Origin of the sequence: Stenotrophomonas sp. GD03794, from assembly GCF_029842145.1 — a bacterium.
GTDB lineage: Bacteria > Pseudomonadota > Gammaproteobacteria > Xanthomonadales > Xanthomonadaceae > Stenotrophomonas > Stenotrophomonas riyadhensis.
On the sequence record NZ_JAOCFV010000006.1, the window covers coordinates 104,067 to 128,327 of the forward strand.

Genomic DNA, 24,261 nt, shown 5'->3' on the forward strand with positions numbered 1-24,261 from the left:
CGGGGGTGTCCGCGGCATGGATGCCGCGGCCAAGCCCCCAGGGACGGGTTTACGGCGCCCCCCGCAACCGGACCCACCCCGCCATCCCACGGAATGGTCGCTTTTGCCGTTGCCGTTGAGGTTGCCGGCCAGCGGCCGGCACTACCGTGGGTGCAGGGCGCAGCCCTGCAAAGCCCCCCTTCCCCATACCCCGCCGAATGGGTATACAGTCGACCCATACCGGCACCGTGCCGGAATGAACCCTGGGAGGGGACCATGCGCAACACCTTCAAGACCCTGCTGCTGGCACTGCCGCTGTGCCTGGCCGCCCTGTCGGCCCAGGCCGCCGACGGCGCCGCCGGCCGCTGGAAGACCATCGACGACAAGACCGGCAAGGTGAAGTCGATCGTCGAGATCACCGAGGCCGCCAACGGCACGCTGACCGGCAAGGTGGTCGACATCCTGCACTCGGACAAGGGCCCCAATCCGGTCTGCGACGGCTGTGAAGGCGCCAACAGGAACAAGCCAGTGAAGGGCATGACCATCCTCTGGAACCTGAAGGCCGATGGCGCCAACAAGTGGTCCGGCGGCACCATCCTCGACCCGGCCAACGGCAAGACCTACAAGTCGAAGATGGAGCTGCAGCCGGGTGGCACCAAGCTGGACGTGTCCGGCTGCATCGCCTTCATCTGCCGCGCGCAGACCTGGCAGCGCGAGTAAGCGCCCCGGCCCCCGCTTCACCCTCGTGACCCGGCCCCGGCCGGGTCACCTCGTTGCGGGCATGCGATACTCTGCGGTTCCCCTCGGCTTCACCCCGCGACCATGACCCGTACCGCCCTCGTCACCACCGCCCTGCCCTACGCCAACGGCCCGCTGCACCTGGGCCACCTGGTCGGCTACATCCAGGCCGACATCTGGGTGCGCGCGCGGCGAATGAGCGGCGGCAAGGCCTGGTTCGTCTGCGCCGACGACACCCACGGCACGCCGATCATGCTGGCCGCGGAAAAGGCCGGGGTCACCCCGGAAACCTTCATTGCCAACATCCAGGCCAGCCACGAACGTGACTTCGCCGCCTTCGGCGTGGCCTTCGACCACTACGACTCGACCAACTCGGCCGCCAACAAGGCACTGACCGAGCAGTTCTACCTGAAGCTGGAAGCGGCCGGCCACATCAGCCGCCGTTCGGTCGCGCAGTTCTACGACCCGGCCAAGGGCATGTTCCTGCCCGATCGCTACGTCAAGGGCATCTGCCCGAACTGCGGAAGCGCCGACCAGTATGGCGACAACTGCGAAGTCTGCGGCGCCACCTATGCGCCGACCGACCTGAAGGAGCCGCGTTCGGTCATCTCCGGTGCCACGCCGGAAATGCGCGATTCGGAGCACTTCTTCTTCGAGGTGGGCCACTTCGATGCGTTCCTGCGCGAATGGCTGGCCGGCGATGTCGCCCTGCCGGGCGTGAAGGCCAAGCTGGGTGAGTGGCTCAATGCCGAAGGTGGCCTGCGCGCGTGGGACATCTCGCGCGATGCGCCCTACTTCGGCTTCGAGATCCCTGGCCAGCCGGGCAAGTACTTCTATGTCTGGCTGGACGCGCCGATCGGCTACCTGTCCAGCTTCCAGACCCTGTGCGGCAAGACCGGCGAGGACTTCGAAGCGCACCTGCGCGCCGGCACCGCCACCGAGCTGCACCACTTCATCGGCAAGGACATCGTCAACTTCCACGGCCTGTTCTGGCCGGCGGTACTGCACGGTACCGGCCACCGCGCGCCGACCCGCCTGCATGTCAACGGCTACCTGACCGTGGACGGCGCCAAGATGAGCAAGTCGCGCGGCACCTTCGTGATGGCCCGTACCTTCCTCGACGCCGGCCTGGAACCGGAAGCGCTGCGCTACTACTACGCCGCCAAGTCCGGCGGTGGCGTCGACGATCTCGACCTGAACCTGGGTGACTTCATCGCCCGCGTCAACGCCGATCTGGTCGGCAAGTTCGTCAACCTGGCCAGCCGCTGCGCCGGTTTTATCAGCAAGCGCTTCGACGGCCAGCTGGCCGCGCAGCTGCCTGATGCCGCGCAGTACCAGCGCTTCGTCGATGGCCTGGCGCCGATCCGTGAAGCCTACGAGCGCAATGACCCGGCCGCGGCGATCCGCCTGACCATGACCCTGGCCGACGAAGCCAACCGCTACATCGACGACGTCAAGCCGTGGGTCATCGCCAAGCAGGACGGCGCCGACGCGCAGCTGCAGGCCGTGTGCAGCCAGGGCCTGAACCTGTTCCGCGTGCTGGTCACCGCACTGAAGCCGGTGCTGCCGGCCACCGCCGCGCAGGCCGAGGCCTTCCTGGCTGCGCCGGTGAACGACTGGACCGAGCTGGCACAGCCGCTGCTGGGCCACCGCATCACCGAGTACACCCCGCTGTTCACCCGTATCGACCCGAAGAAGATTGACGCCATGATCGACGCCTCCAAGGACACCCTGCAGCCGGCCGCCGCTGCCGCCGCCGCCACCAAGACCGACGCCGCCAAACCGGCCGCGCCGGCCCCGGCCAAGGACGACGCGAAGAGCGCCGATGCGCCGGCCTACATCGGCATCGACGATTTCGCCAAGCTCGACCTGCGCATCGGCAAGGTGCTGGTGTGCGAGTTCGTGGACGGCTCGGACAAGCTGCTGCGCTTCGAACTGGATGCCGGCGAGCTGGGCAAGCGCCAGATCTTCTCCGGCATCCGTGGCAGCTACGGCGAGCCGGAAACCCTGGTTGGCCGCAGCGTGGTGTTCATCGCCAACCTGGCCCCGCGCAAGATGCGCTTCGGCCTGAGCGAGGGCATGATCCTGTCGGCCGGTTTCGACGGCGGCGCGCTGGCGCTGCTGGACGCCGACAGCGGCGCGCAGCCGGGCATGCCGGTCCGCTGATGCCCGCAGCGGGCGTGGCCACCGCCACGCCCGCCGGCAGCACCGGCCACCGGAGGCAACGCGATGGGAAGCAACGGAATGGAACTGGCGCTGTTCGACTTCGACCACACCGTGACCACCTGCGATACCTATGGCCGTTTCCTGCGCCGCGTGGCCACCGCCGAACAGCTGGCGCAGGCGTGGTGGAAGGTCGGCCCGTGGCTGGCCGCATACAAGCTGAAGCTGATCTCGGCCGAACGCATCCGCGCACGCGTCACCCGCCTGACCTTCAGCGACCGCCACAGCGATGACATCACCACGCTGGCGGCAGGCTTCTCGCGTGAGTTCCTGCCCGAGGTTGTGCGCCCGGAAATGCTGGAGCAGATCCGCTGGCACAAGGAACAGCAGCATACCGTGGTGATCGTGTCCGGCTCGCTGGACCTGTACCTGCGGCCGTGGTGCGAGCAGCTGGGCCTGCAGCTGATCTGCAACCGTCTGGAAAGCCAGGACGGCCGCCTGACCGGTCGTTATGCCGGAGGCGACTGCGGCCCGCGCAAGGTCGAGCACATCCGTCGCCAGTTCGATCTGTCACGCTACGTGCGCATCCATGCCTACGGTGACAGTTCCGAAGACAAGCCGATGCTGGCGCTGGCCCACGAGCGCTGGTTCCGTGGCAAACCCCTGAAGTAACCCCCAACGCGCAGCCTTCGCCACGCATGAGCCTGATCCCGCCCCTGACCGAACGCCTCGACCGCCTGCTGCCGCAGACCCAATGCGGGCAATGCGGCTACGACGGCTGCCGCCCGTACGCGCAGGCGATGGCGCGCGGCGAGGTGGGCGTGGACCGCTGCCCACCGGGCGGCGACGCTGGCGCGCGCGCACTGGCGCAGGTACTGGGCGTGCCCGCCATTCCGTTTGATCGTTCGCGTGGCGAACACAAGGCGCCGCAGGTGGCGCTGATCGTGGAAGCCGACTGCATCGGCTGCACCAAGTGCATCCAGGCCTGCCCGGTGGATGCCATCGTCGGCGGCGCCAAGTACATGCACACGGTCATTGCCGATCTGTGCACCGGTTGCGAGCTGTGCATTCCACCGTGCCCGGTGGATTGCATCGAGATGCTGCCCCTGTAACGGGGTCTGCAGAAGGGGTCAGATCCCTTTTCCAACGGAAAAGGGATCTGACCCCGTTCAATGATTACGGCACCGCTGCCGTCACCACGATCTCGACCTTCCACTCGGCGTGGGCCAGCTTGGCTTCGAAGGTTGCGCGGGCCGGGGTCGCGCCCTCGACCACCCACTCGTCCCATGCCTTGTTCATGCCGTCGAAGTCGGCGATGTCGGCCAGGAACACTTCGGCGCGCAGCACATGCTGGCGATCACTGGCGACCAGCGCCAGCAGCTTGTCGATCTCGGCCAGCACCTGCCGGGTCTGCCCGGTAATGTCCTGGCTGGTGTCTTCCGGAATCTGGCCGGAGAGGTAGGCGACCTTGTTGTACACGGTCATTTCGGACATGCGCGGTCCGACGTCGTAACGCTCCATCATGGGCGTGGCTCCTGCGGGTGATCAGGCCTGCATTGTCCTCCAATCCGGTCAACGATGGGTGCACGGGGCCCCCGCACGACACGTCACTACCGGGCTCCGACACACCCGCTGGTCAAATGGCGGCGACAGGCGCACGATGCGCCACGCCCGCGTTGACACCGCACTCGCCCCTCCTGACGCACCCTTGCGCCGATGACACCAGCCACCGACCCCGCCACCGCTTCCTCCACCCCGGCATGGAAGCGGGTCCTCACCATCGTCGTTCCCCTGCTGATCCTCTCGCTGGCCCTGCATGGCCTGGCCAGTGAATTCGATGAGCACGGCTACCGCGCGATCCGTCAGGCGTTCCGCCACCTCAGTGCCACCCAGATCGCGCTCACCGTGGTGCTCGGTCTGGCCAGCTACGCCTGCCTGATCGGCTTTGATGCCATCGGCCTGCGACGCAGCGGCATCCGCGTGCATCCGGCGCGCATCGGCATCACCGCCTTCCTTGCGCATACGCTGGGCCAGACCGTGGGCTTTGCGGCATTGACCGGAGGCGCAGTGCGCCTGCGTGGCTACCGCAGCGCCGGCCTGGACCTGGCGCAGATCGGCCAGGTGGTGCTGATGAGCACGCTCGGCTTCGTGTTCGGTGCATGGCTGCTGATCAGTGTGGCGCTGTGCATGGAACCGGCTGCCGCAGCCTTGGCGCTGCCGCTGGATCCCAATGCGGTACGTATCGTCGGCATCGTCGCGTTGCTCGCCTACCTCGCCACGGTGCTGCTGGTCGGCCGCGATGGACGGCAGTTCAGCGTGTTCGGTCATGCGTTGTGGCTGCCCGACCGCCGCACCATGATCGGTGTCACCGTGCTCAGCGTGATCGAACTGGTGCTGGCCAGTGCCGCGTTCTATGTGCTGCTGCCGGACTCCACGCCGACCGGCCTGCCGGGCTTCGTCGGCCTGTACCTGGTGGCAGTGCTGGCCGGCCTGGTCTCGACGGTTCCCGCGGGCCTGGGCGTATTCGAATGGAGCCTGTTGAAGCTGTTGCCACAGGTGGCACCGGCTGCGGTGCTGGCGGCTGCACTGATCTACCGCGTCACCTACTACGTGCTGCCGCTGGTGCTGGCCACGCTGCTCGCGCTCGCGCCGGCACTGCGTCAGCCGCTACAGGCCAGTGCCGGCGCAACCCGCGCCGGCTGGAACGCGCTGCGCCCGTGGCTGCCGCAGATCATCGCGCTGGCGGTGTTCAGCATCGGCGCCGCGCTGGTCATCGACGGCACGCTGCCGACGCCGCGCCGTCACCTGGTCAACGCCTCGCTGCCGATCCTGGAAACCTCGCACCTGATCGGCAGCCTCAGCGGTGTCGCGCTGCTGCTGATCGGCCAGGGCCTGGCCCGGCGCAGCCATGCGGCGTGGATGCTGGCGATGGCGGTGTGCGTGGTCACCCCGTTGCCGCTGTGGCTGCGTGGTGGCCAATGGCTGATCGCAGTTTCCGCAGTGCTGGCGGCGATGGCGCTGTGGGCCGCGCGCCGCGAGTTCTACCGCCAGGGCGCACTGCTGGATGAAGCCTGGTCGTGGCCGTGGCTGCGCAACCTCGGGCTGGTGCTGGTCGCGGTCACCTGGCTGCTGTTCTTCACTTACAGCCACGTCGAGTACCAGAACGAGCTGTGGTGGGAATTCGCGGTGTCCGGCAACGCGCCGCGCGCGCTGCGTGCCTTGCTGGTGGTGGCCATCGCGCTGGTGATGTTCGGCCTGGCGCGGCTGCTGCACAGCACACGCAGCCCGCTGCCGGCCGCCGATGAAGCCACGCTGCAATCGCTGGCACCGGTGCTGGCCGGCGCCACCGACACCCAGGCCTGTCTGGTGCTGACCGCCGACAAGGCCGTACTGCGCGACGAAGCGAAGCTGGGTTTCGTGATGATGCAGCGCTATGGCGGCTCGCTGATCGCAATGGGCGATCCGGTCGGCCCGCCGGACGTCGCCCGCGCATTGATCTGGCGCTTCCGCGAGGAAGCCGACCGGCTCGGCCTGCGCCCGGTGTTCTACCAGGTCGGCGAGACCTACTGGCAGACCTACCTTGACCTCGGACTGGGGCTGGTCAAGCTGGGCGAAGAGGCGATGGTGCCGCTGCACGACTTCGGCCTGGAAGGCCGCGAACGTGCCGATCTGCGCCAGGCCTGGAACCGCGGCAAGCGCAGCGGCCTGTCGTTCCGCGTGGCACAGGTGGAAGAAATTCCCAGCCTGCTGCCGCGCCTGCATGCGATTTCCAATGCCTGGCTGGAGGACAAGGCCGGCGACGAAAAGGGCTTCTCGCTGGGCAGCTACGACCCGGACTACCTGGTGCGCTTCCCGGTGGCGCTGGTCGAGGCCGAAAGCCAGATCGTGGCGTTCGCCAACCTGTGGCAGGCACCGGCCGGTGCCGAGCTGTCGGTGGACCTGATGCGCCACGTCAACGAGGCGCCGAAGGGCACGATGGACTTCCTTTTCATCGAACTGTTCCTGTGGGGCCGCGCGCAGGGCTATGCGCGCTTCTCGCTGGGCATGGCGCCGCTGTCCGGCCTTGCCCAGCATCGCCTGGCCGGTCGCTGGAACCGGTTGGCCGGCCTGCTGGCGCGGCATGGTGAACGCTTCTATGGATTCAGTGGCCTGCGCCGCTTCAAGTCGAAGTTCGACCCGCAGTGGCGACCGCGCTACCTGGCCGCACCGGGGGGCATGCACCTGCCGGCGGCGCTGCTGGATGCCACGCGCCTGATCTCGCTGGACCCGCGGCGGAATTGACGTCCCGTACCGCCGGGCATGGCCCGGCGCTACCGACCACCCAGTAGGTGTCGACCTTGGTCGACACGCTCATCCCCAAGGCGCCCTCAGCCCCAGCGCCGACCAAGGTCGGCGTCTACCAAGCGCTACGCCCCGCCCTTGAGGATCACTTCGGCCAAGCGGTCGTAATCACCATTGAAGTGGTGGTCGCCGGGCAGCTTCACCTTCTGCACGCCGTCATTGGCCGGAAGGCCCGGGCACAGCGCGTCATCGTCGTCCTGGCCGTACACGCACAGGGTCTTGCCGGCCGGGAGTCTGGCCACTTCCGGCGCGATCGGCAGGCCGTCGCCGCCACCACCCAGCCAGTTGCTGACGTGGAACTCGAAGTCGGCCTTCTTGCCTACCGACAGCAGCACGATGCGCTCCAGCGCCTCACGGGTGCCAGCGTCAAGCTGGTTGATGGTGGCCGGCAGCACGTCGGCGCCCTGCGAGAAACCGATCAGCATCACCTTGTCGCGGTGCCACTGCTGGCGGTAGTGGTCGATGATCTTCTGCAGGTCAGCAGCGAAGCCCTTCGGCGTGCGCTCGCTCCAGAAGTAGCGCAGCGAGTCGATGCCGACCACCGCCACGCCGTGCTCGTTGAGCGACGACGCCACGTCCTTGTCCAGGCCGGCCCAGCCACCGTCGCCGGAAACGAATACCGCCAGCGTGTCGCCGTTGCCGGTGGCCGGCACTTCCACCACCGGCAGGCCCTTCAGCGCGGCCGGCGGCGGTGCCAGGCTGACGCCGGCCTGCGCGCCGATCACCCGCGCCGCGGCCACCAGGCCGGGCGAGGCATCACCGCGCGCGGTGCGCTTGAACTCGCGTGCCATCGCGACCTGCTGCACGAATCGGCTGGCCTCGCCCACCTTGCAACCGTGATCACCGGCTGCACTCAACCATGGGAAGTTCAGCTCGGCGGGTTGCAGTTTGTTGCGCTTCACGCCATCGCCGCAGACCATGCGCTCGTGGTTGTGGTCGGGGCAGAAGCCGGTGGTCAGCAGGCCAGCGAACACCTGGGTGTCGGCCTGGGCCGCGAGCGAATAGGCCATCTCGGCACCTTCGCCATCACCGCCCACCAGCGGCAGGTGGTAGCCGGGCAGATGCAGGGATGCCTGCAGCCAGCGCGAGAAGTTCTCGACGTCACCGGAACCGAACGAGCAGGTCGGGTCACCCTCGCGCTTGAGCACCCCGCGCAGGTGCGCGATGTCCACCGCGGCAACCATGGCGCCGTCGGCACGCAGGGCCTCGATCGGCAGGCGGCTGGTGTCGCCACCGGCGCTGGGCTCATGGAACCAGATCACCACCCGCTGTGGCGTTCCCGACGGCATATGCACCGGAATCTGCTCGAACCGCCCATGGCTGAACTGCTGCGGGGTCACGGCCGCCGTTGCCGGCAGCGCGGCCAGCGCCAGTACCACACCCATTGCCCTGCCCAGCCCTGCACGCTTCATATCGCATCCCCGATGGAATGCGCACACGATACGCCGCCGCCGCGTGCACGGCACGTACCGGCGCAGGCCGTTGGGGATTCAGTGGGCCGTGGTTCGCCGACTGCGCCGGTACAGCGCCAGCGCCAGGTACAGCAGCCAGCCAACGATCACGACGATCACGGCCTTCTGGCCCAGCCCGCGGGGCGGACCAGCGCGCCACAGCACATGCAGCCACAGCAGCACGAACGCCAGCCAGGCCCAGGCCCAGAGCAGGCCGGCGGCGGACTGCCAGCCCGGCTCGCGGCGCAGGTACCAGGCCTGCAGCAGCATGCCGACGCTGGCGCACAGGAACGCGGTGTTGGCCGCCAGCCCATGGATGAACGGTGCCAGCAGCGGGGTTGCTTCGGGCAGCCAGCTGTCGCCGATGGCAACCGTCGCCAGGCCCAGCGCGGAAACCGTGAACAACAGCGGCGCCGCCGCACTGCGTCGCGGGCCGGTGCTGCTGCGGTACAGCGCGATGCCAAGCACCGCGATGGCCAGTGCCAGCAGGCAATAGGCCGCGCGCAACGCCAGCCCCCACGGCCCGTGCAGGTACAGGCTCAAGGTCGCCCGCACCCAGTCCAGGTCGGTGCGGGCGAACTGGGTCCATAGCGCGGTGGCCAGGAACAGCAGCAGCGCAACCAACGCCAGCATCGCCGCCGGACGCGCGCGGCTCATGGCGTCGCCTCCGGATGCCGTGTCTTCCACTCGGCCAGCGCCTTGCGATAGCGCTGCAGCTCGTCGGCATACAGGTCAAGCACGCACAGGGGGCAGCCGCTGCCGCAGCATTCGTTGGGGCCAGGCTCTTCCGGCGGCTGCGGGCGGGGATCGGGATCAGGGACGGACACGGTTGGAAGCGACAGTCGGTGGAAACAGCTGCCAGTGTACCGGGCTGGCTCAGCGGCCCAGCTGACGGCGCAGGTTATCGCGCGCGGCCGCATCCAGACGTTGGTGGAAGAACTCGCTGAGGAAGATCCGCGGTGCGCGCAGCAGGCCCTGCAGGAAACGGCGACGGCCGGCACGGTACAGGAAGCCCGGCACCACACCCTTGTATTCTTCGGCCACGCCACGGTCATAGGCGGCGAACACGGCTTCCGGCGCGGCCAGGATCGCCATGTCGCAGTCCAGGAACAGCGCCGCCTCGGCATCCACGTCGTCCGGCCCGAGCGCGCCATGGCGCGCGGTCAGCAGGATCAACTGCTCCACGCGGGCGGCATCGACACCGGCAAGCTCCGGTGCCTGTGCGATCGCCTGCACGGCGAGCGCTGCCGAACGCGCCTCGTTGTCCTTGCGCCCCGCCTCGTAGATCGCGTCGTGGTAGAGCACGGCCAGATAGACTTCGGCCGGCTGCTGCCAACCCGGCCCGTCAGCCACCTCCTGGCAATGCTGCAGCACCGCGCGCACGTGGCCGAAGTGGTGGTAGGCCCGCGGCGGCGATGCGTAACTGTCCTGCAGCGCCTGCCACTGCGCCGGTGCAAGCGTCAGCGGAGAGAAGTCCATACCCGGATCATCCCGTCTGCGCCGACGCCCGGCAAGCCGGTGATTTTTTCACCACGCCCTCACAACACTTGCCGGGCGGGGCCTGGGCGCGGTTGTCCACAGCTTTGTCGAGCGCTGGTCCACACCGGTTGTGGATGAACACGGCGCCGACCAGCGGTCGCTGCAGCCGGACATCCATGGGCATACACTCGCCACAGGCGGGAGCGCCCGCCGCTGCCGGGAACCGTCATGTACCGTCCTGCCGCCCACTGCCTCACCCTTTCGCTGCTGGCCTTCTGTGCTCCCGCCTTCGGCGCAGGCCAGGCACCGCCCGCCGATGTGGTGACGACCCCGACCATCACCGTGTCGGCCGCACGCGTGCCGACCCCGGAAGAAGTGTTCGCCATTCCGGCGGACCTGCGCACGATGCTCCAGAAGCAGGTGATCCAGCGCAGCTACTCACGCGGCCAGCGGCTGCAGGCGCTCGTGGAGATGATCTTCGATCAGCACGGGCTGGACCTGCAGTACGACGCCAATGCGACCTACACCGTCAGCGATATCTGGCAGCACCGCCGCGCCAACTGCCTGGCCTTCACCCTGCTGTTCGTGACGCTTGCGCGGGAGGCTGGCATCCAGGCCCGCGTGCAGGAAGTCGGGCAGGTCGTGTCCTGGTACCAGGACCAGGACGCGGGCGTGGTCTACAGCGTCGGCCACGTCAACGCCGGTGTCGACGTCGGTGGGCGTTTCGGTACCGTCGATCTGGATCGCAATGTGCTCTATGACCGCCGCGGCCCGGTTCCCGTCAGCCGTGCGCGGGCGTTGGCGCACTTCTACAACAACCGGGGCGCGGAGCGCCTCGCCGACGGTGATTTCGGCGGCGCTCGTGCATTCTTCAACGCTTCCCTGGCCCAGGACAGCGGGTTCGCTCCGGTGTGGAACAACCTCGGCGTGCTCGACCACCGCGAAGGCAACAATGAGGCGGCGCGGCAGGCACTGGAACGATCGCTGCAGCTGGACAGCCGCCAGGATGCCGCACTGACCAATGCCTCCGCGCTGTTCCGCAGCCTGGGATTGACCGCGCAGGCGCAGTCACTTGAGCGCCGGTTGAAGTCGGTGCAGCGCGAAGACCCGTTCGCGCAGTACATGTTCGGCGCCAAGGCCGAACGCGCTGGCCAGCTGGATGCGGCGATCCGCTATTACCGGCAGGCCGTGCGCCTGTACGACACCGCGCATCAGTTCCACTTCGGGCTGGCGCGGGTCTATTTCCTGGCGGGCCAGCTCAAGCGCGCCGATCGCGAACTGCTGCGTGCACAGGAACTGGGTGGCGCGCCGGAGCAGGCGCGCTACCAGGCCAAGCTGGACAGCCTGGCCCGCTGGCGTGCGCAGCAGCAGGCCAAGCGCTGAAGGCGATCAGGCCTTCTTGAGGAAGCAGGTCTTCAGGACCAGGCCCTTGATCTTGTCCGAGTTGCCTTCGATGTGCTCGGCATCGTCCTCGACCAGGCGGATGTTGCGGATCACGGTGCCCTGCTTGAGCGGGATCGAGGAGCCCTTGACCTTCAGGTCCTTGATCACGGTGACGGTGTCGCCGGTCTGCAGGGTGTTGCCGTTGCTGTCACGCACGACCAGGGTGGAACCGGCGCTTTCCTCGGCGGTCCATTCGAAACCGCAGTCGGCGCAGATCCACAGCGCGCCATCGGCATAGGTGTTTTCCAGGGTGCACTGCGGGCAGGCGGGAACAGAAGACATCAGCAAGTACCTCAAAGTGAATCAACAGCGGCCATTGTAACCGCCCAGCCCTTCCCCCCTCTTTTCGGGGGTGGTGCCCGGGAAACTCCTTGACGCGTTCCACACCGGCAAGCGACGGGAACTTGCAGTCGGCGACGAACTGCAGCAGAGTGCGCGGCCCCTGATCGCCCCCGGAACCCCCCATGCGCCTCGGCATCGACTTCGGTACCAGCAACTCCGCCGCCGCCATCGTGCATGAGGGGAAACTGCTGCCGATCCGCTTCGGCGACGCCGAGCAGTTCCGCACCAGCGTGTACTTCCCCGGCGTGGTGCCCGACCCGGACGACTTCCAGCTCGACGCCGGCCAGGAACACGAGCTGCAGCAGATGATCGACAGCGCCGCGCGCGCGGCCCGCGCCGCCGGCCAGGAACGCACGCCGCAGGCGCTGCGCCGCGAGGCCCTGCGCGCACTGCGCCGGGAATGGATGGAAGCCCGCGCAGGCAAGGAGCGCAGCGCCAGTGACCTGCTGCAGAACGCGGTCTACGGCGACGACGCGCTGGAAGCCTATTTCGAGGAACACGAAGGCAACCTGGTGCAGAGCCCGAAGTCGATGCTGGGCTACAACCTGCACCCGCGCGCGAAGCAGACCATCACCGGCATCGCCGCGCACATCCTCGAGCACATCCGCCTGACCGCCAGCGCCCAGCTTGGCCAGCCGCTGCGTGCCGCCCTGCTCGGCCGCCCGGTGCAGTTCCGCAGCTCGATCGGCGCGGCCGGCAACGACCAGGCGCTGGACATCCTGCGAGAAGCCGCCACCCAGGCCGGTTTCGACCAGATTGATTTCCTCGAGGAACCGGCCGCGGCGGCCATGCATTACCACGCCGAAAGCCGCGAGCGGCACCAGGCCGTGATCGTCGACATCGGCGGCGGCACCACCGACATCGCGCATGCCGAAGTCGGCGGCGACGACGCCCCGCGTATCCATCGCGCCTGGGGTATCGCCCGCGGCGGTACCGACATCGATCTGGCGCTGAGCCTGTCCAGCTACATGCCGCTGTTCGGCCGCGGCGTCACCCGCGTGCCCGCCCACCACTATGTGGAAGCCGCCACCGTGCAGGACATGACGCGCCAGCGCGACTTCCGCCAGCACAAATACGATCACGTCGACGACCCGTGGGGCGCACGCCTGCAGGCCCTGCAGGACACCGGCAACACCGCCCGCCTGTACCGTGACGTCGAACGCGCCAAGATCGCCCTCAGCGCCGCCGGCGAACACCGCAGCACGCTGGACTACATCGCCCGCGACCTGCATGCCGACAGCAGCGCCGACGGCCTGGCCGCCGCCGCCCATGGCTACCTGGAGCAGATCCGTGAACTGCTTGCCCAGGTCCGCAGCGACATCGGCGGCGACCCGGACGCGGTGTTCCTGACCGGCGGCATGTCCCGTGCCGGTTACCTGCGCCAAGCCGTGGCCGAGGCCTTCCCGGGGGCCCGCATGGTCCACGGCGAGCCCTCGCTGGGCGTGGTCCAGGGCCTTGCGCTGGCGGCAGCCAGCCAGGATTAACAAAACGTTACGCGGTCTAAGTTACTCTTGGTCGGCTAGAACCCCGCTGCACCTTCCACCGGCCACGCCGGTGTGTGTCCACGGTACAGCCTGGCCCGCCCTGCGGGCCTAGCGGCCATGCCTTCCTGGCTCGTTCATGGTCCGCGCAGCACCTGAGCCGCCATCGAGACCCGCTTTGGGCACCCGCCAGGCCCCCGTGGCCTTACAACCTGACGCAGCACCTGCACCCATCGACTGCCGCCGTTGTGACGCGGTCTGTTGCCGGCTGCCCGTGCTGCTGCAGCCCGGCGACCACGTGCCTGGCCAGTTCCTTGCCCGCGACGCCCACGGCCGTGCCGTGATGGCGCGCAACGAGGAAGGCTGGTGCGCGGCGATCGATCCCTATCACCTGCGCTGCACGATCTATTCGCAGCGCCCGGCGATCTGCCGCCAGTTTTCGATGGGCGGCGATGACTGCCGCCGCGAGCGGCAGGACTACCTGCGCCAGGCCGACGCCTGGGCGCTTTCCTCCCCTTCCACCTGACAGGAGCAACCATGCCCCGCAAGGCAAAGACCCCCGCGAAGGCCAGCAACAGCATCCGCAGCGAACGCAAGGGCGCGGCCGCCAGCACCGTGGTCAGCAGCGATTCGATCGCTTCGGACCTGGCAGCGTTCCGCAAGGCCGGTGGCAAGATCGAAGTCCTCGGCACCACCTGGGCGCTGAAGAAAGCCAGCTGACCCAGCACCGACCGCGGCGGCGCTGCCGCCGCGGCCTGCCGGATCGTGCTCAGCGATCCAGGCGCACCCGCACGCTGCCCGAGTGCGACTGGATGCGGATGTCACCGTCGCCGCCGCCCAGCCGCGTATCGAGGTTGCTGCCCGGCCCATAGCGCGGCCGCTCCACCTGCCCGGCATCGCTGTTGATCGACCCGCTGAAGCTGTTCACTGACAGCTGCGCCGACACCGTGCGCGGCAGGCTCAGCGTGACCGACGCACTCACCGATTCGACATTGATGCGGCCCCCCGGCGCCAGCCCGGCCGCGGACAGGTCGATACTGCCCGATACGGTTTCCACCGCCAGCCGTTGCACGCGCCCGGCGTCGACCTCGACTCGGCCCGACACCGTCTGTGCACCGATATCGCCGGACACGCCGCCGCCGGCCTCGATGCGGCCACTGACCGTGTTCACATCCAGCTTCGGCGTCTGCAGGCGTGCGCTGACGCTGCCGCTGACCGTGTTGAGCTTGCTGTCACCACTGCGTCCGGCGGCGCTCAGGCTGCCGCTGACCGAGTCGGCCTGGAGCCGTCGCACATCGATGCCGCTGATGTCCTGGTTCGCGCTGACCGTGCTCAGCAGCAGTTCCACCGAGCGCGGCACGTTCAGCACCAGCGTGGCCCCACCGTTGTTGTTGCGGCGCGGGTATTCGATCTCCCAGCGCACGCGGTTGGCGCTCTTCTCCTGGCGCAGCTGCAGGCCATCGCTGAGCGTGCCGGTCAGCTGCACATCGTTGCGGTCCCAGCCACGCACGGTCACCTTGCCAGCCACGTTGCTCAGCTCGATGCGGCCACCGGCGGCCAGGTTGTGGCGCTCGTCGATCTGGGTGTCAGCCAGGGCCACTGCCGGCAGCAGCAACAGCGCGGCGCAGCAGGTCATCAGGGTTCGTGTCATCGGGGGTCTCCTCAGGTCGTCAGGCCGGACTCGGCGGCATAGGCCGCTTGCCGGGTCAGTTCCAGCCGCAGCGCATAGGTGCGCTTGAGCTGGCCAAGCAGGTGCGGCGCACGTGGATCCTGCGCAAGTGCGGCCTGGATCTGTGCCGCGCTTTCATCGAGTTCGTGCAGCGCCGGCTGCCATTCCGGTGCCCGGCCTGGGGGCAACGAGGCCACGGCCTGCTGGTACTGCTCGGTCATCGCTGCGGCCTGCAGCTGCAGGGTAGACGGCACCGGCGCGTCCGGCTGCGCATGGCGCCACGGCGCCACCGCGTAGAGCGCGAGGCTGGCCGCCAGGGCAGCGCCAGCCGGCAACCACCAGCGGTGCCGCGAACGCGCAGGCAGGGCCACCACGTTGCCCGGTGGCACGGGTGCTTCCTGCGATCCACGCGGCGGCAGCTGCGCCGACAGGCGCGCCCAGCCATCGGTGGGCAGGCTGCGTTCGGGTGGCAGTGCGCGCAGTCGGGCTGCCAGATCGTGGTCGGAATCGTGTTCGCGTGTACTCATGTCATGTCTCCCAGCCGTGCGCGCAACAGGCCACGCGCACGATGCAACTGTGCCTTCGAACTGCCGACAGCCATCTGCAGTTGTTCGGCGATTTCCTGGTGTTTCCAGCCTTCGATGTCGTGCAGCACCAGTACCGCACGCGCCCGTGGTGGCAGCGTCGACAGCGCCCGTTCGAGGTCGCGTTCGGTGCCGGCGCAGCGATCATGCACCGCTAGTTCCTGCAACCCTCCGTCCACCTCGTCGAGACTGTCATGGTCCTGCCCGGCAGCACGTCCGCGCAGCTCCATCAGCGCAGCGTTGACGCCCAGCCGGTGCAGCCAGGTCGACAGGCTGCTCTCGAAGCGGAACCCCGGCAGCGCTTTCCACGCCTGCAGGAAGGCCTCCTGCAATGCATCCTCGGCACGTGCCTGCTGGCCGCCACACAACCGCCAAAGCACAGCGAATACACGCGGCGCGTGGCGCCGGTACAGCAGTTCGTAGGCAGCGGTGTCGCCCGCGGCCGCCGCCCGCACCAGAGCGGGTTCGTCGACGGCGTCGTTGGCGGCAGGCGGCGCGGGCATGGTGGTGTCGAGCATATCGCTTGGATGCGGCAACCCGGGAAAAGGTTTAGAGCCGATCCGAGGTCGGGCAATGCAACCTTTTCGACCGTCCCTGCATCCATGAAAGGTCCTTCGCAAAAACGCCGTAGGGGAGTCCCCCATGTCCAGCCCATCCTGCGCCGCCCTGCTGGTGATCGCCGCCTGCGTCGTGCTGCAGGCACTGGGCCTGTCACTGCAGCTGCGCCCCGACAACGGCCGCGCCTGCCTGCAACAGCACCGCCAGGAGCTGGTCTGCCTGGCCTGGACACCGGCGGTCGAATCCCCCGCACGCGCCGGGTAACATCGGGGGCCGTCCCCGCCACCTGTTTTCGCCCCATGATGTTGTCGCTGAAGGATCACCTGCCCGCCTGGACCCACCCGTGGTTGAACTACGCGGGCGTCGCCCTGCAGATCGTACTGGTGCTGCTGGTCGCATGGCTCCTGCGCGTGCTCGCCCGTCGCCTGATCCGCCGCTTTGCCGAGCACTACACGCTGCCGCCTGAAATGGTGATGGGCGCACGCCGGATCACCAGTTTCGTGGTCTATTTCAGTGCCCTGCTGTACATCCTCAGCCTGCTCGGCGCGAAGCCCTCGGTACTGTGGACCGCGTTCACCGGCTTCGCCGCCGTGGGCGCGGTGGCCTTCTTCGCGGCGTGGAGCGTGCTGTCCAACATCTTCTGCACGCTGCTGATCTTCACCACCCGTCCGTTCCGCCTGCACGACTACATCGAGGTCCTGGAGAACGGCGAGAAACCTGGCCTGAAGGGCCGGGTGATCGACGTGAACCTGATCTACACCACGCTGCAGGAGACCGGCGACGGCCACGAGGGCACGGTGCTGCAGCTGCCGAACAACCTGTTCTTCCAGCGCACGGTGCGCCGCTGGCGTGACCCGGCGCAGGCCCCCGGCGGCATCCAGGGCGACGGCTGAGGGTGGTTTTCGGCAGGGCTGCGCCCTGCACCCGCTATGAGCTGGAGCAACAGCACCAGCAACAGCAAAGGCGAAAACAAAAGCCGGCATTCCGTGGGTTGGCGGGATGGATCCGGTGGCGGGAGACGCCGTAAACCCGTCCATGGGGGCTTGGCCGCGGCATCCATGCCGCGGACACTCCCGCCACCGGACCCACCCCGCCTTCGACAGATTTCCGCGAGCTGTCGGAACGACGCGTTGCCCTGGTGGGTGTCGACCTGGGTCGACACGGTAGATCCACGCCATGCGTGGATGACTCATTCGATATCTGACAGATGTGTCGACCAAGATCGACACCTACCAACAGCCGCGGGAATCTGTCAGAGGCGGGACGGTGTGGGTAGGCAGGACCGTTGGCGCCATGGATGGCGCCATCGAGCCCCCATGGGTGAGGGCGCTTTGCTTGCGAAGCACTGCTTCGCAAGCGCCCGAACGCCCAGCCGCCAGCGGCTGGGCCGGACCCCGGAGGGGGGTTTACGGCGTGTCCTGCCTACCCACACCGTCCCGCCTACCTACGGAATGCCCGCTTTTGACGTTGAAGTTGCCTTGGCTTGAAGGCCTCGGCGGGTGCAGGGCGCAGCCCTGCCGAACAACCTTTACCTCAACTGGCTGTCCTTGCTGCCACGCCGGTTGTAGCCGGCATGCGCCTGCGCCTCATCGTCATGCGCCTGCTGGCACGCCACGCACAGCCGTACCCCGGGCACGGCCTGACGCCGCGCCAACGGGATCGGCGCGTCGCATTCCTCACAGTGTTCCAGACCCGGGCCCTCGCGCAGCTGGCGCCGCGCGCGGGCGATCGCATCGTCGACGGTGGCGTCGATCTGGTCCTGGACCGCGCTGTCTCCCGCCCAACCGGTGGCCATGGCCATCCTCCGCAGGTGTGTCGCCTGATATGGGGACGATACACCCGCGCCCAAAGGAGCAGACCTGGGTTGAGCCGAGCCATGCCCGGCAAGCCTTCAGCAAGCCGAGCAGGAAGTGGACGGATCCGATCAGGCCGATTGCGGCTTAATCCCCTCCGTCCCCTTTTTGCTTACCAGACCAGGTCGTCCGGCACCTGGAACTGCGCGTAGTAGGCGTCGTCCTCGGCATTGCCGGTGGAGATCTCGGCGGTCGAGCCCGGCTGGCCGTGGTCGACGATGATCGCCTCCGGGGCGCGCTCACGCACCTTTTCGGCAGCGGCACGCGGCAGCAGGGCGTAGCCCTCGCCGTGGGCAACGATGACCAGCACGCCCACCGACAGCGCCTTGCGCAGCTTGGGGTCGATCAGCAGGGTGCGGATCGCCGCGCCATCGCTGAAGCGGTACTCGTCGTCGCCCTTGTGGGGCACGGCATGGGCGGTGATGATCTGCTTGGCCTGCGCTTTCTGTTCAGCCTGCCTGGCCTGGGCGTTGCGCTCGGCGGCCAGCGCACGGTCGCGCTCGACCTTCTCAGCGCGGGCCCGTTCAGCCTCGCGCTGGACCTCGGCCGAGGTCGATTCGGCCTTGCCCTGGCGGGCCTTGGCCTGCGCGCTCGCGGCGGCGCTGGCCTGCGACTTCTTGGCCAGGCCGGCCTTGAGCAATTGTTCCTGCAGCGCGTTGGGCTTTGCCATGGTCGATGCGTACCGCGTGTAATCTTGGATGTCCCCATTCTACCGACGCCCCGCCGCCCCTGCATGGCAGTCCTGAAGTACCTCACCGGCTATCCCGAACCCCTGGTCGCCCAGGTCAGCGAACTGCTGGCGCAGGGCAAGCTTGGCCCCTGGCTGCAACAACGCTACCCCGACCCGCACGAGGTGCGCAGCGACCGCCAGCTGTACGACTACACCCAGGAGCTGAAGGACCGCTACCTGCGCAAGTCGGTGCCGCTCAACAAGGTCTGCTACGACAACACGCTGGAAGTGATCAAGCACGCGCTGGGCACCCATACCGCCATCTCCCGCGTGCACGGCGGCCGCCTCAAGGCCAGCCGCGAGATCCGCATCGCCACCGTGTTCCGCCAAGCGCCAGCGGCGTTCCTGCGCATGATCGTGGTGCATGAGCTGGCCCACCTGAAGGAAGCCGACCACAACAAGGCCTTCTACCAGCTGTGCCAGCACATGGAGCCGGAGTACCTGCAGCTGGAATTCGATACCCGCCTGTACCTGACCGAGCTGGCCAACCGCGGCCAGCGCTGACCGGCCGCAGCAGCTACACTGCGCGCCCCCTGCCCGACCTGCCCGCCATGGAACCGATCCGTCTCGACAAACGCCTGTCCGCCCTGCTCGGCATCCCGCGCGGTGAAGCGCGGCGCTACATCGAAGGCGGCTGGGTCACGGTCAACGGCGATGTGGTGGAACAGCCTCAGCGCCCGGTCGATGACAACGCGGTGATCGTGGTGGCCGACCAGGCCAGCGATGAAAAGGCCGAGCGGGTCAGCATGCTGCTGCACAAGCCGGCCGGTGTCGCCGCCGAAACCCTGTGTGCCCTGGTCAGCAGTGACAGCCGCAGCGAACTTGATGCCAGCGACATCCGTCCACTGCAGCGTCACTTCCACGGCCTGCAGCTGGCCGCCTCGCTTCCGGCCAGCGACAGCGGTCTGGTGGTGGTCAGCCAGGATCCGGCCACGCTGGCTCACCTGCAACGCAATCTGGGCCGCACCGAGCAGGAATACCTGATCGAAGTGGCCGAAGGCGGTCCCGAGCGCGGCCCGTGGCTGATGGCGCGGCTGCAGCAGGAATCGGGCGGCGCCAAGGTCAGCTGGCAGAGCGAGCAGCGCCTGCGCTTCGCCGGCAAGGGGCTGACTGCCAAAGGCCTGCGCGTGGCGGTCACCGCCGCCGGCCTGCAGGTCACGGCCGTGCGCCGCCTGCGCATCGGGCGCGTGGCGCTGGGGCCGCTGCCGCCGGGGCAGTGGCGCTACCTGGGCAGCGACGAGCGCTTCTGAGGCCGTCCAGGGTCAGAGCCCTTGCCTGCGACAAGGGGTCTGATCCTTAAACCCTCGGGGTCGGATCCCTTTCCGCGGGAAAGGGCTCTGACCCCATCCACGCATGGCGTGGATCTACAGCAATGGGTCTTTCGGCTTTCATCCACGCACGGCGTGGCTCTACCATCGGGACATGAGCCTGCCCAAGCCTTTGTTGCGACGCCTGCTGCGCGTCGCTGCGATCATCCTCGCCGCGCTGTTGCTGCTGGTCCTGTCCGGCCTGCTGCTGGCCGACCACCTCACGCCGCAGGCACAGGGCGCGCCCTCGCACGTTCTGCCGCTGCAGCCGGCGCAGACCCGCATCGACCAGCAGATCGTGCCATTGCAGGAGGCCCATCCCGGCCAGTCCGGCGTGGCGTTCCTCAGCGATGGCATGGATGCGTTCGCCGCGCGCGCGATGATCACCGCGCACGCCGGGCGCAGCCTGGACCTGCAGTACTACATCTGGCACGACGACCTGATCGGCCACCTGATGGCCAAGGCGTTGTATGACGCCGCCGAGCGCGGCGTGCGCGTGCGCATCCTGCTCGACGACATGAACGCCAAGGACAAGGATGCACTGATGATGGCGCTCGATGCGCACCCGAACATCGAGATCCGCCTGTACAACCCGTTCCGCAACCGCAGCGGCATCGCACGCACGCTGGAACTGGTGCAGCGCGCCTTCAGCGTGAACCACCGCATGCACAACAAGAGCTGGATCGCCGATGGCCGCATCGCGATCGTCGGTGGCCGCAACATCGGCGAGGAGTATTTCAGCGCGCGCGACGATGTGAACTTCCAGGACCTGGACCTGGTGGTGGCCGGCCCCGCCGTGCAGCAGGCCAACAGGATCTTCGACGACTACTGGAACAGCAGCGCGGCCATCCCGATTTCCGCGCTGGCCTCGTACAGCGATGAACAGCTGCGGCAACTCGTGCAGCAGTCGGACCTGGATGCGATGCATGCCAAGGCCCAACCCTACCTGCAGCGCGTGGCCGACTCGCGCCGCCTGCAACGGCCCAGCCCGGAGCCACTGCACTGGAGCACGAACGTGCGCATCGCCTCCGATCCGCCGATGAAGCACCGCGACGATGATCGCCGCAACTGGCTGGTCAACACGCTCAGCGACGAGCTGGCAACCGCCCGTCGCAGCGCACTGCTGATCTCGCCCTACTTCGTCCCTGGCAGCGAAGGCGTTGAAGGCCTGTCGGCGCTGGCCGCGCGCGGTGCGCAGGTCGGCGTGGTCACCAACTCGCTGGCCGCCAACGACGTAGCGGCAGTGCACGGCGGCTACATGGGCTACCGCGTGCCGCTGTTGAAGGCTGGCATACAGCTGTACGAACTGAAGGCACACGGCCAGCTGGATACCAGCCTGTTCGGCAGCAGTGGCGCCAGCCTGCATACCAAGGCACTCGTGGTCGATGATCGCCGTGGCTTCGTCGGCTCGTTCAACCTCGATCCGCGCTCGGCCTACCTCAACACCGAAATGGGCGTGCTGTTCGACGACCCGGTGCTGGGCGCGCAGCTGCGCGACGAGTACCTGCGCCTGGCCAGCCCGGAACACAGTTGGTGGCTGGCACTGGGGCGCAATGATGAGCTGCGCTGGCTGCAGCGGCAGCCACCGCCGCACTGGGTGGAAGCCGAACCCGGTGCCAGCCTCGGCAAGCGCTGGACTGCGCGCGTGATCAGCTGGCTGCCGGTGGAATCGCAGCTGTAGCGCTCAGGCGGCCGGTCCAGCTTCGTCCTGCGCGGCCTCATCCAGCGTTTCCACGCTGCGCCCATGCAGGCGTCGCCAGATCCAGCGCAATGCATGCGGCGGCGCCGAAGGCAGCTGTTCCAGCAGGGCCAGCATGCGGCTCTGGCTGGCATGGCCATGCCGGCACAGCAGACTCGCTGCGGCCGCCGCACTGGCCAGGCGCAGGCTGTCAGCCAACGGTCCTTGCGCATTCACCGCCAAAGCCTGATGCACCGGCTCAGGCAACTCCCAGGCGGCGGCGACCCGCTGCGCCAGCGGCAACGACCACTGCTGCAACAGCTGCAGTGCCAGCGCCGGCTCCACGGTCTCGCCACGAGCCTGCGCTTCCTGCAGCAGCTGGCGCATCACCAGCGCTGCGCCCAGGCCCTGAACCAGGCCCAGCCACTGCGCGGCGAAGGCATCGCCAAAGGTGACCGTGCGTGCGTGGTCAGCGGCTGCGCGCGAGGCCAGCAGCGCGTGCTCCCAGATGATCGTGCTGAACTGTGGGAACACCTCGCACTGCACCTGCATCACCGGCTGCACCAGTACGGCGCTGATGATCTGTCGCACGCCCTCGGTGCCGACCAGGGTCACCGCCCGCTGCAGGCTTTCCACCGGCCGCTCGTGCACCTTGTAGGCCGGGCTGTTGGCGATACGCAACAAGTTGCCGGTGAGCACCGGATCCTGGCCGATGATTGCCGCCATCACCCGTGCGGAGGCGGCATCGTCGTTGACGGTCTGGATCAGCTGCGGCAGCAGTTGAGGACGGCGCGGCAGGTGCCGGGCCGCCCAGTCGCGGTCCTGCAGCGCACGCGCCACCGCCTCCCCCAGCGGCGAATCCATTACCGGTGCCGATTCGCCAGCCAACCGCGGGGACAAGGCCAGCGCATGCAACCCGCGCTGCAGGTGCGCGCTGATTTCGCCGGGAGGCAGGGCATCGCCCTGCAGACTGGCAGCTGCGGCGGCCACCGCCTGGCGGGAGGCAGCGACCAGGCGCGCCGGAGCCATTCCGGTCGAGCATGTCAGCCAGCCGCACAGCGATCGCCACCAGGCCGGCGTCATCGCCGCCTGCCCTGTCGTTGTGGTGCCCTTGCCGTCACTGAATGCCCTGCCTCTTCACACGAATCCGGCCACCCGCCGTCGTCGCAGCATCGGCCGAACTTTCATCTTCTTTAACCGGAAGGCCGCCGATGTCGACGGCACCGGCCGGGGGAATGGACTAGAATGGCGCCGCGCGACCCGTCCCCCTGCACCGACGACGTCGCTTTTTTTGTTTTGGGACCCTACCGTTCACTGGCCGTTCGCTGCAGTTCGCCGCTGATCGCGCCATCGGAGACGCCATGCTATTCGAAACCCTCGCCACCACCGGCCACGAACAGGTGGTGTTCTGCCACAACCACGACGCCGGCCTGAAGGCGATCATCGCCATCCACAACACCACCCTCGGCCCGGCCCTGGGCGGCGTGCGCATGCGCCCCTACGCCAGCACCGACGAGGCGCTGGCCGATGCGCTGCGGCTGAGCCGGACGATGACCTACAAGAATGCACTGGCCGGCCTCAACGTGGGTGGCGGCAAGGCGGTGATCATCGGCGACCCCAAAGTGGACAAGACCGAGGTGCTGTTCCGTGCCTTCGGCCGCTATGTCGATTCGCTGGGCGGGCGCTACATCACCGCCGAGGACGTCGGAACCGACGTCAACGACATGGAGAACATCTACCTGGAAAGCCAGTTCGTGACCGGCGTGCACCAGGTCCATGGTGGCTCCGGCGATCCCGCCCCGTTCACCGCCTACGGTGCGCTGCAGGCACTGATGGCGTCGATGCGCTTCAAGTTCGGCCATGAGGAAGTGGGCAAGACCAGCATCGCCGTGCAGGGCCTGGGCCACATCGGCATGGAACTGGTGAAACTGCTGCGCGACCGCGGTGCCAAGCTGTACGTCACCGACCTGGACAGCGCGCTGGTTGATCGCGCGGTCAGCGATTTCGGCGCCGAAGCGGTCAAACCGGATGAGATCCACGAGGTGAACGCCGACGTGTTCGCACCGTGCGCGCTGGAAGGTGCGATCAACGCCGACACGCTGCCGCGGATCAAGGCGAAGATCATCTGCGGCACCGCCAACAACCAGCTGTCGAGCCTGGAAATCGGCGACGAGCTGCATGCGCGCGGCATCCTGTATGCGCCGGACTATGCAGTCAACGCCGGTGGCGTGATGAACGTGTCGCTGGAGATCGATGGTTACAACCGCGAACGCGCAATGCGCCTGATCCGCAGCATCTACCACAACCTCACCCGCATCTTCGAACTGTCGCAGCGCGAGAACATCGCGCCGCAGCGTGCGGCCGACCGCATCGCCGAAAGCCGCATCCTGTCCATCGGCAAGCTGAAGATGCCGCTGGGTCGCAGCACCCCGCGCCTGGGCAACCTGCGCGGCGGTTGAACCTGC

The 24,261-nt window shown here is 68.0% G+C and carries 27 protein-coding genes; 15 read left to right on the top strand and 12 right to left on the bottom strand.

The window, feature by feature from the left end; translation table 11 throughout:
* The first annotated feature begins 255 nt into the window (after positions 1-255).
* The 4 genes from N5D91_RS05550 to rnfB all read left to right on the top strand — a co-directional run bounded on the left by N5D91_RS05550 (position 256) and on the right by rnfB (position 3,992).
* On the top strand, positions 256-699 hold the full coding sequence (locus tag N5D91_RS05550; protein ID WP_100440467.1) for a DUF2147 domain-containing protein: 444 nt from the start codon (positions 256-258) through the stop codon (positions 697-699).
* Positions 700-801: 102 nt separating this feature from the next.
* The gene (gene metG / locus N5D91_RS05555) at positions 802-2,883 is read left to right on the top strand and encodes a methionine--tRNA ligase (protein WP_110713084.1); all 2,082 of its coding nucleotides are present in this window, start codon (positions 802-804) and stop codon (positions 2,881-2,883) included.
* A 78-nt stretch (positions 2,884-2,961) separates the two neighbouring features.
* Positions 2,962-3,552 carry an HAD family hydrolase gene (locus N5D91_RS05560; RefSeq protein ID WP_075677000.1) on the top strand — a complete coding sequence of 197 codons (591 nt, stop codon included), beginning with the start codon at positions 2,962-2,964 and terminating at the stop codon, positions 3,550-3,552.
* 26 nt (positions 3,553-3,578) lie between these two features.
* Positions 3,579-3,992 (top strand): Rnf electron transport complex subunit RnfB, encoded by a 414-nt coding sequence (gene rnfB, locus N5D91_RS05565; protein WP_110713085.1) that lies wholly within the window; start codon positions 3,579-3,581, stop codon positions 3,990-3,992.
* Positions 3,993-4,056: 64 nt separating this feature from the next.
* On the opposite strand, the gene N5D91_RS05570 is transcribed toward rnfB, so the two are convergent.
* The gene (locus tag N5D91_RS05570; RefSeq protein WP_005418155.1) at positions 4,057-4,404 is read right to left on the bottom strand and encodes a RidA family protein; all 348 of its coding nucleotides are present in this window, start codon (positions 4,402-4,404) and stop codon (positions 4,057-4,059) included.
* Between the two features lie 192 nt (positions 4,405-4,596).
* On the opposite strand from N5D91_RS05570, the gene mprF reads away from it, so the two are divergent.
* Positions 4,597-7,161 carry a bifunctional lysylphosphatidylglycerol flippase/synthetase MprF gene (gene mprF, locus N5D91_RS05575; RefSeq protein ID WP_110713086.1) on the top strand — a complete coding sequence of 855 codons (2,565 nt, stop codon included), beginning with the start codon at positions 4,597-4,599 and terminating at the stop codon, positions 7,159-7,161.
* Between the two features lie 125 nt (positions 7,162-7,286).
* Here mprF and N5D91_RS05580 read toward each other — a convergent pair whose 3' ends face one another.
* The 4 genes from N5D91_RS05580 to N5D91_RS05595 form a co-directional block, all read right to left on the bottom strand.
* Positions 7,287-8,633, bottom strand: a complete 1,347-nt coding sequence (locus tag N5D91_RS05580; RefSeq protein WP_275425333.1) for an AcvB/VirJ family lysyl-phosphatidylglycerol hydrolase — start codon at positions 8,631-8,633, stop codon at positions 7,287-7,289.
* A 78-nt stretch (positions 8,634-8,711) separates the two neighbouring features.
* A complete protein-coding gene (locus N5D91_RS05585; RefSeq protein WP_110713090.1) occupies positions 8,712-9,329 on the bottom strand; it encodes a DUF998 domain-containing protein in 618 nt (205 codons plus the stop codon).
* Positions 9,326-9,499, bottom strand: coding sequence for an oxidoreductase-like domain-containing protein (locus N5D91_RS05590; protein ID WP_239496493.1), 174 nt, complete (start codon positions 9,497-9,499; stop codon positions 9,326-9,328). Before N5D91_RS05590 ends, N5D91_RS05585 begins: the two co-directional genes overlap by 4 nt.
* Positions 9,500-9,548: 49 nt before the next feature.
* On the bottom strand, positions 9,549-10,151 hold the full coding sequence (locus N5D91_RS05595) for a hypothetical protein (protein WP_110713091.1): 603 nt from the start codon (positions 10,149-10,151) through the stop codon (positions 9,549-9,551).
* A gap of 228 nt (positions 10,152-10,379) precedes the next feature.
* Here N5D91_RS05595 and N5D91_RS05600 point away from each other — a divergent pair, with 228 nt between their 5' ends.
* Entirely contained in the window at positions 10,380-11,534 is a 1,155-nt protein-coding gene (locus N5D91_RS05600; RefSeq protein WP_164162057.1) for a tetratricopeptide repeat protein, read from the top strand.
* 6 nt (positions 11,535-11,540) lie between these two features.
* On the opposite strand, the gene N5D91_RS05605 is transcribed toward N5D91_RS05600, so the two are convergent.
* Positions 11,541-11,876 carry a zinc ribbon domain-containing protein YjdM gene (locus N5D91_RS05605; RefSeq protein ID WP_088026733.1) on the bottom strand — a complete coding sequence of 112 codons (336 nt, stop codon included), beginning with the start codon at positions 11,874-11,876 and terminating at the stop codon, positions 11,541-11,543.
* A gap of 182 nt (positions 11,877-12,058) precedes the next feature.
* On the opposite strand from N5D91_RS05605, the gene N5D91_RS05610 reads away from it, so the two are divergent.
* The 3 genes from N5D91_RS05610 (at position 12,059) to N5D91_RS05620 (ending at position 14,137) form a co-directional block, all read left to right on the top strand.
* Positions 12,059-13,420: an Hsp70 family protein gene (locus N5D91_RS05610; RefSeq protein ID WP_110713094.1), complete on the top strand. Its 1,362-nt coding sequence runs from the start codon at positions 12,059-12,061 to the stop codon at positions 13,418-13,420.
* A gap of 229 nt (positions 13,421-13,649) precedes the next feature.
* A complete protein-coding gene (locus N5D91_RS05615; protein WP_110714362.1) occupies positions 13,650-13,943 on the top strand; it encodes a YkgJ family cysteine cluster protein in 294 nt (97 codons plus the stop codon).
* Between the two features lie 11 nt (positions 13,944-13,954).
* The gene (locus tag N5D91_RS05620) at positions 13,955-14,137 is read left to right on the top strand and encodes a hypothetical protein (RefSeq protein WP_005410566.1); all 183 of its coding nucleotides are present in this window, start codon (positions 13,955-13,957) and stop codon (positions 14,135-14,137) included.
* 49 nt (positions 14,138-14,186) lie between these two features.
* Here N5D91_RS05620 and N5D91_RS05625 read toward each other — a convergent pair whose 3' ends face one another.
* From N5D91_RS05625 to N5D91_RS05635, 3 genes are read right to left on the bottom strand one after another with little or no spacing between them, the layout of a single operon-like run.
* Positions 14,187-15,068, bottom strand: a complete 882-nt coding sequence (locus N5D91_RS05625; RefSeq protein WP_110713096.1) for a DUF4097 family beta strand repeat-containing protein — start codon at positions 15,066-15,068, stop codon at positions 14,187-14,189.
* Positions 15,069-15,079: 11 nt separating this feature from the next.
* Positions 15,080-15,613, bottom strand: coding sequence for a hypothetical protein (locus N5D91_RS05630; RefSeq protein WP_110713098.1), 534 nt, complete (start codon positions 15,611-15,613; stop codon positions 15,080-15,082).
* Entirely contained in the window at positions 15,610-16,188 is a 579-nt protein-coding gene (locus N5D91_RS05635; RefSeq protein WP_012511790.1) for an RNA polymerase sigma factor, read from the bottom strand. The genes N5D91_RS05630 and N5D91_RS05635 overlap by 4 nt, the downstream gene beginning before the upstream one ends.
* A gap of 124 nt (positions 16,189-16,312) precedes the next feature.
* On the opposite strand from N5D91_RS05635, the gene N5D91_RS05640 reads away from it, so the two are divergent.
* A complete protein-coding gene (locus N5D91_RS05640) occupies positions 16,313-16,492 on the top strand; it encodes a hypothetical protein (RefSeq protein WP_110713099.1) in 180 nt (59 codons plus the stop codon).
* A gap of 35 nt (positions 16,493-16,527) precedes the next feature.
* Positions 16,528-17,121, top strand: a complete 594-nt coding sequence (locus N5D91_RS05645; protein WP_080291803.1) for a mechanosensitive ion channel family protein — start codon at positions 16,528-16,530, stop codon at positions 17,119-17,121.
* A 635-nt stretch (positions 17,122-17,756) separates the two neighbouring features.
* On the opposite strand, the gene N5D91_RS05650 is transcribed toward N5D91_RS05645, so the two are convergent.
* Positions 17,757-18,023 (bottom strand): DksA/TraR family C4-type zinc finger protein, encoded by a 267-nt coding sequence (locus tag N5D91_RS05650; RefSeq protein WP_110714363.1) that lies wholly within the window; start codon positions 18,021-18,023, stop codon positions 17,757-17,759.
* Positions 18,024-18,193: 170 nt separating this feature from the next.
* Positions 18,194-18,751 (bottom strand): DUF2058 domain-containing protein, encoded by a 558-nt coding sequence (locus N5D91_RS05655; protein WP_110713100.1) that lies wholly within the window; start codon positions 18,749-18,751, stop codon positions 18,194-18,196.
* Positions 18,752-18,814: 63 nt separating this feature from the next.
* Between N5D91_RS05655 and N5D91_RS05660 the strand changes: the two genes are divergently transcribed.
* The 3 genes from N5D91_RS05660 to N5D91_RS05670 all read left to right on the top strand — a co-directional run bounded on the left by N5D91_RS05660 (position 18,815) and on the right by N5D91_RS05670 (position 21,799).
* Positions 18,815-19,315 carry a M48 family metallopeptidase gene (locus N5D91_RS05660; RefSeq protein WP_005414217.1) on the top strand — a complete coding sequence of 167 codons (501 nt, stop codon included), beginning with the start codon at positions 18,815-18,817 and terminating at the stop codon, positions 19,313-19,315.
* Positions 19,316-19,362: 47 nt separating this feature from the next.
* Positions 19,363-20,061, top strand: coding sequence for an RNA pseudouridine synthase (locus N5D91_RS05665; RefSeq protein WP_110713102.1), 699 nt, complete (start codon positions 19,363-19,365; stop codon positions 20,059-20,061).
* Positions 20,062-20,233: 172 nt separating this feature from the next.
* Complete coding sequence (locus N5D91_RS05670) at positions 20,234-21,799, top strand: phospholipase D family protein (RefSeq protein WP_180855012.1); 1,566 nt, start codon at positions 20,234-20,236, stop codon at positions 21,797-21,799.
* A 3-nt stretch (positions 21,800-21,802) separates the two neighbouring features.
* On the opposite strand, the gene N5D91_RS05675 is transcribed toward N5D91_RS05670, so the two are convergent.
* The gene (locus tag N5D91_RS05675) at positions 21,803-22,879 is read right to left on the bottom strand and encodes an HDOD domain-containing protein (RefSeq protein ID WP_110713105.1); all 1,077 of its coding nucleotides are present in this window, start codon (positions 22,877-22,879) and stop codon (positions 21,803-21,805) included.
* Positions 22,880-23,157: 278 nt separating this feature from the next.
* On the opposite strand from N5D91_RS05675, the gene N5D91_RS05680 reads away from it, so the two are divergent.
* On the top strand, positions 23,158-24,255 hold the full coding sequence (locus N5D91_RS05680) for a Glu/Leu/Phe/Val dehydrogenase dimerization domain-containing protein (RefSeq protein ID WP_010482852.1): 1,098 nt from the start codon (positions 23,158-23,160) through the stop codon (positions 24,253-24,255).
* Positions 24,256-24,261: the final 6 nt, after the last annotated feature.

What these genes read in the sequence shown, in the direction of transcription:
- N5D91_RS05550 (WP_100440467.1), top strand. Translation starts at nt 256, where the DNA reads ATGCGCAACACCTTCAAGACCCTGCTGCTGGCACTGCCGCTGTGCCTG.
- metG (WP_110713084.1), top strand. Translation starts at nt 802, where the DNA reads ATGACCCGTACCGCCCTCGTCACCACCGCCCTGCCCTACGCCAACGGC.
- N5D91_RS05560 (WP_075677000.1), top strand. Translation starts at nt 2,962, where the DNA reads ATGGAACTGGCGCTGTTCGACTTCGACCACACCGTGACCACCTGCGAT.
- rnfB (WP_110713085.1), top strand. Translation starts at nt 3,579, where the DNA reads ATGAGCCTGATCCCGCCCCTGACCGAACGCCTCGACCGCCTGCTGCCG.
- N5D91_RS05570 (WP_005418155.1), bottom strand. Translation starts at nt 4,404, where the DNA reads ATGATGGAGCGTTACGACGTCGGACCGCGCATGTCCGAAATGACCGTG.
- mprF (WP_110713086.1), top strand. Translation starts at nt 4,597, where the DNA reads ATGACACCAGCCACCGACCCCGCCACCGCTTCCTCCACCCCGGCATGG.
- N5D91_RS05580 (WP_275425333.1), bottom strand. Translation starts at nt 8,633, where the DNA reads ATGAAGCGTGCAGGGCTGGGCAGGGCAATGGGTGTGGTACTGGCGCTG.
- N5D91_RS05585 (WP_110713090.1), bottom strand. Translation starts at nt 9,329, where the DNA reads ATGAGCCGCGCGCGTCCGGCGGCGATGCTGGCGTTGGTTGCGCTGCTG.
- N5D91_RS05595 (WP_110713091.1), bottom strand. Translation starts at nt 10,151, where the DNA reads ATGGACTTCTCTCCGCTGACGCTTGCACCGGCGCAGTGGCAGGCGCTG.
- N5D91_RS05600 (WP_164162057.1), top strand. Translation starts at nt 10,380, where the DNA reads ATGTACCGTCCTGCCGCCCACTGCCTCACCCTTTCGCTGCTGGCCTTC.
- N5D91_RS05605 (WP_088026733.1), bottom strand. Translation starts at nt 11,876, where the DNA reads ATGTCTTCTGTTCCCGCCTGCCCGCAGTGCACCCTGGAAAACACCTAT.
- N5D91_RS05610 (WP_110713094.1), top strand. Translation starts at nt 12,059, where the DNA reads ATGCGCCTCGGCATCGACTTCGGTACCAGCAACTCCGCCGCCGCCATC.
- N5D91_RS05620 (WP_005410566.1), top strand. Translation starts at nt 13,955, where the DNA reads ATGCCCCGCAAGGCAAAGACCCCCGCGAAGGCCAGCAACAGCATCCGC.
- N5D91_RS05625 (WP_110713096.1), bottom strand. Translation starts at nt 15,068, where the DNA reads ATGACACGAACCCTGATGACCTGCTGCGCCGCGCTGTTGCTGCTGCCG.
- N5D91_RS05630 (WP_110713098.1), bottom strand. Translation starts at nt 15,613, where the DNA reads ATGAGTACACGCGAACACGATTCCGACCACGATCTGGCAGCCCGACTG.
- N5D91_RS05635 (WP_012511790.1), bottom strand. Translation starts at nt 16,188, where the DNA reads ATGCTCGACACCACCATGCCCGCGCCGCCTGCCGCCAACGACGCCGTC.
- N5D91_RS05640 (WP_110713099.1), top strand. Translation starts at nt 16,313, where the DNA reads ATGTCCAGCCCATCCTGCGCCGCCCTGCTGGTGATCGCCGCCTGCGTC.
- N5D91_RS05645 (WP_080291803.1), top strand. Translation starts at nt 16,528, where the DNA reads ATGATGTTGTCGCTGAAGGATCACCTGCCCGCCTGGACCCACCCGTGG.
- N5D91_RS05650 (WP_110714363.1), bottom strand. Translation starts at nt 18,023, where the DNA reads ATGGCCACCGGTTGGGCGGGAGACAGCGCGGTCCAGGACCAGATCGAC.
- N5D91_RS05655 (WP_110713100.1), bottom strand. Translation starts at nt 18,751, where the DNA reads ATGGCAAAGCCCAACGCGCTGCAGGAACAATTGCTCAAGGCCGGCCTG.
- N5D91_RS05660 (WP_005414217.1), top strand. Translation starts at nt 18,815, where the DNA reads ATGGCAGTCCTGAAGTACCTCACCGGCTATCCCGAACCCCTGGTCGCC.
- N5D91_RS05665 (WP_110713102.1), top strand. Translation starts at nt 19,363, where the DNA reads ATGGAACCGATCCGTCTCGACAAACGCCTGTCCGCCCTGCTCGGCATC.
- N5D91_RS05670 (WP_180855012.1), top strand. Translation starts at nt 20,234, where the DNA reads ATGAGCCTGCCCAAGCCTTTGTTGCGACGCCTGCTGCGCGTCGCTGCG.
- N5D91_RS05675 (WP_110713105.1), bottom strand. Translation starts at nt 22,879, where the DNA reads ATGACGCCGGCCTGGTGGCGATCGCTGTGCGGCTGGCTGACATGCTCG.
- N5D91_RS05680 (WP_010482852.1), top strand. Translation starts at nt 23,158, where the DNA reads ATGCTATTCGAAACCCTCGCCACCACCGGCCACGAACAGGTGGTGTTC.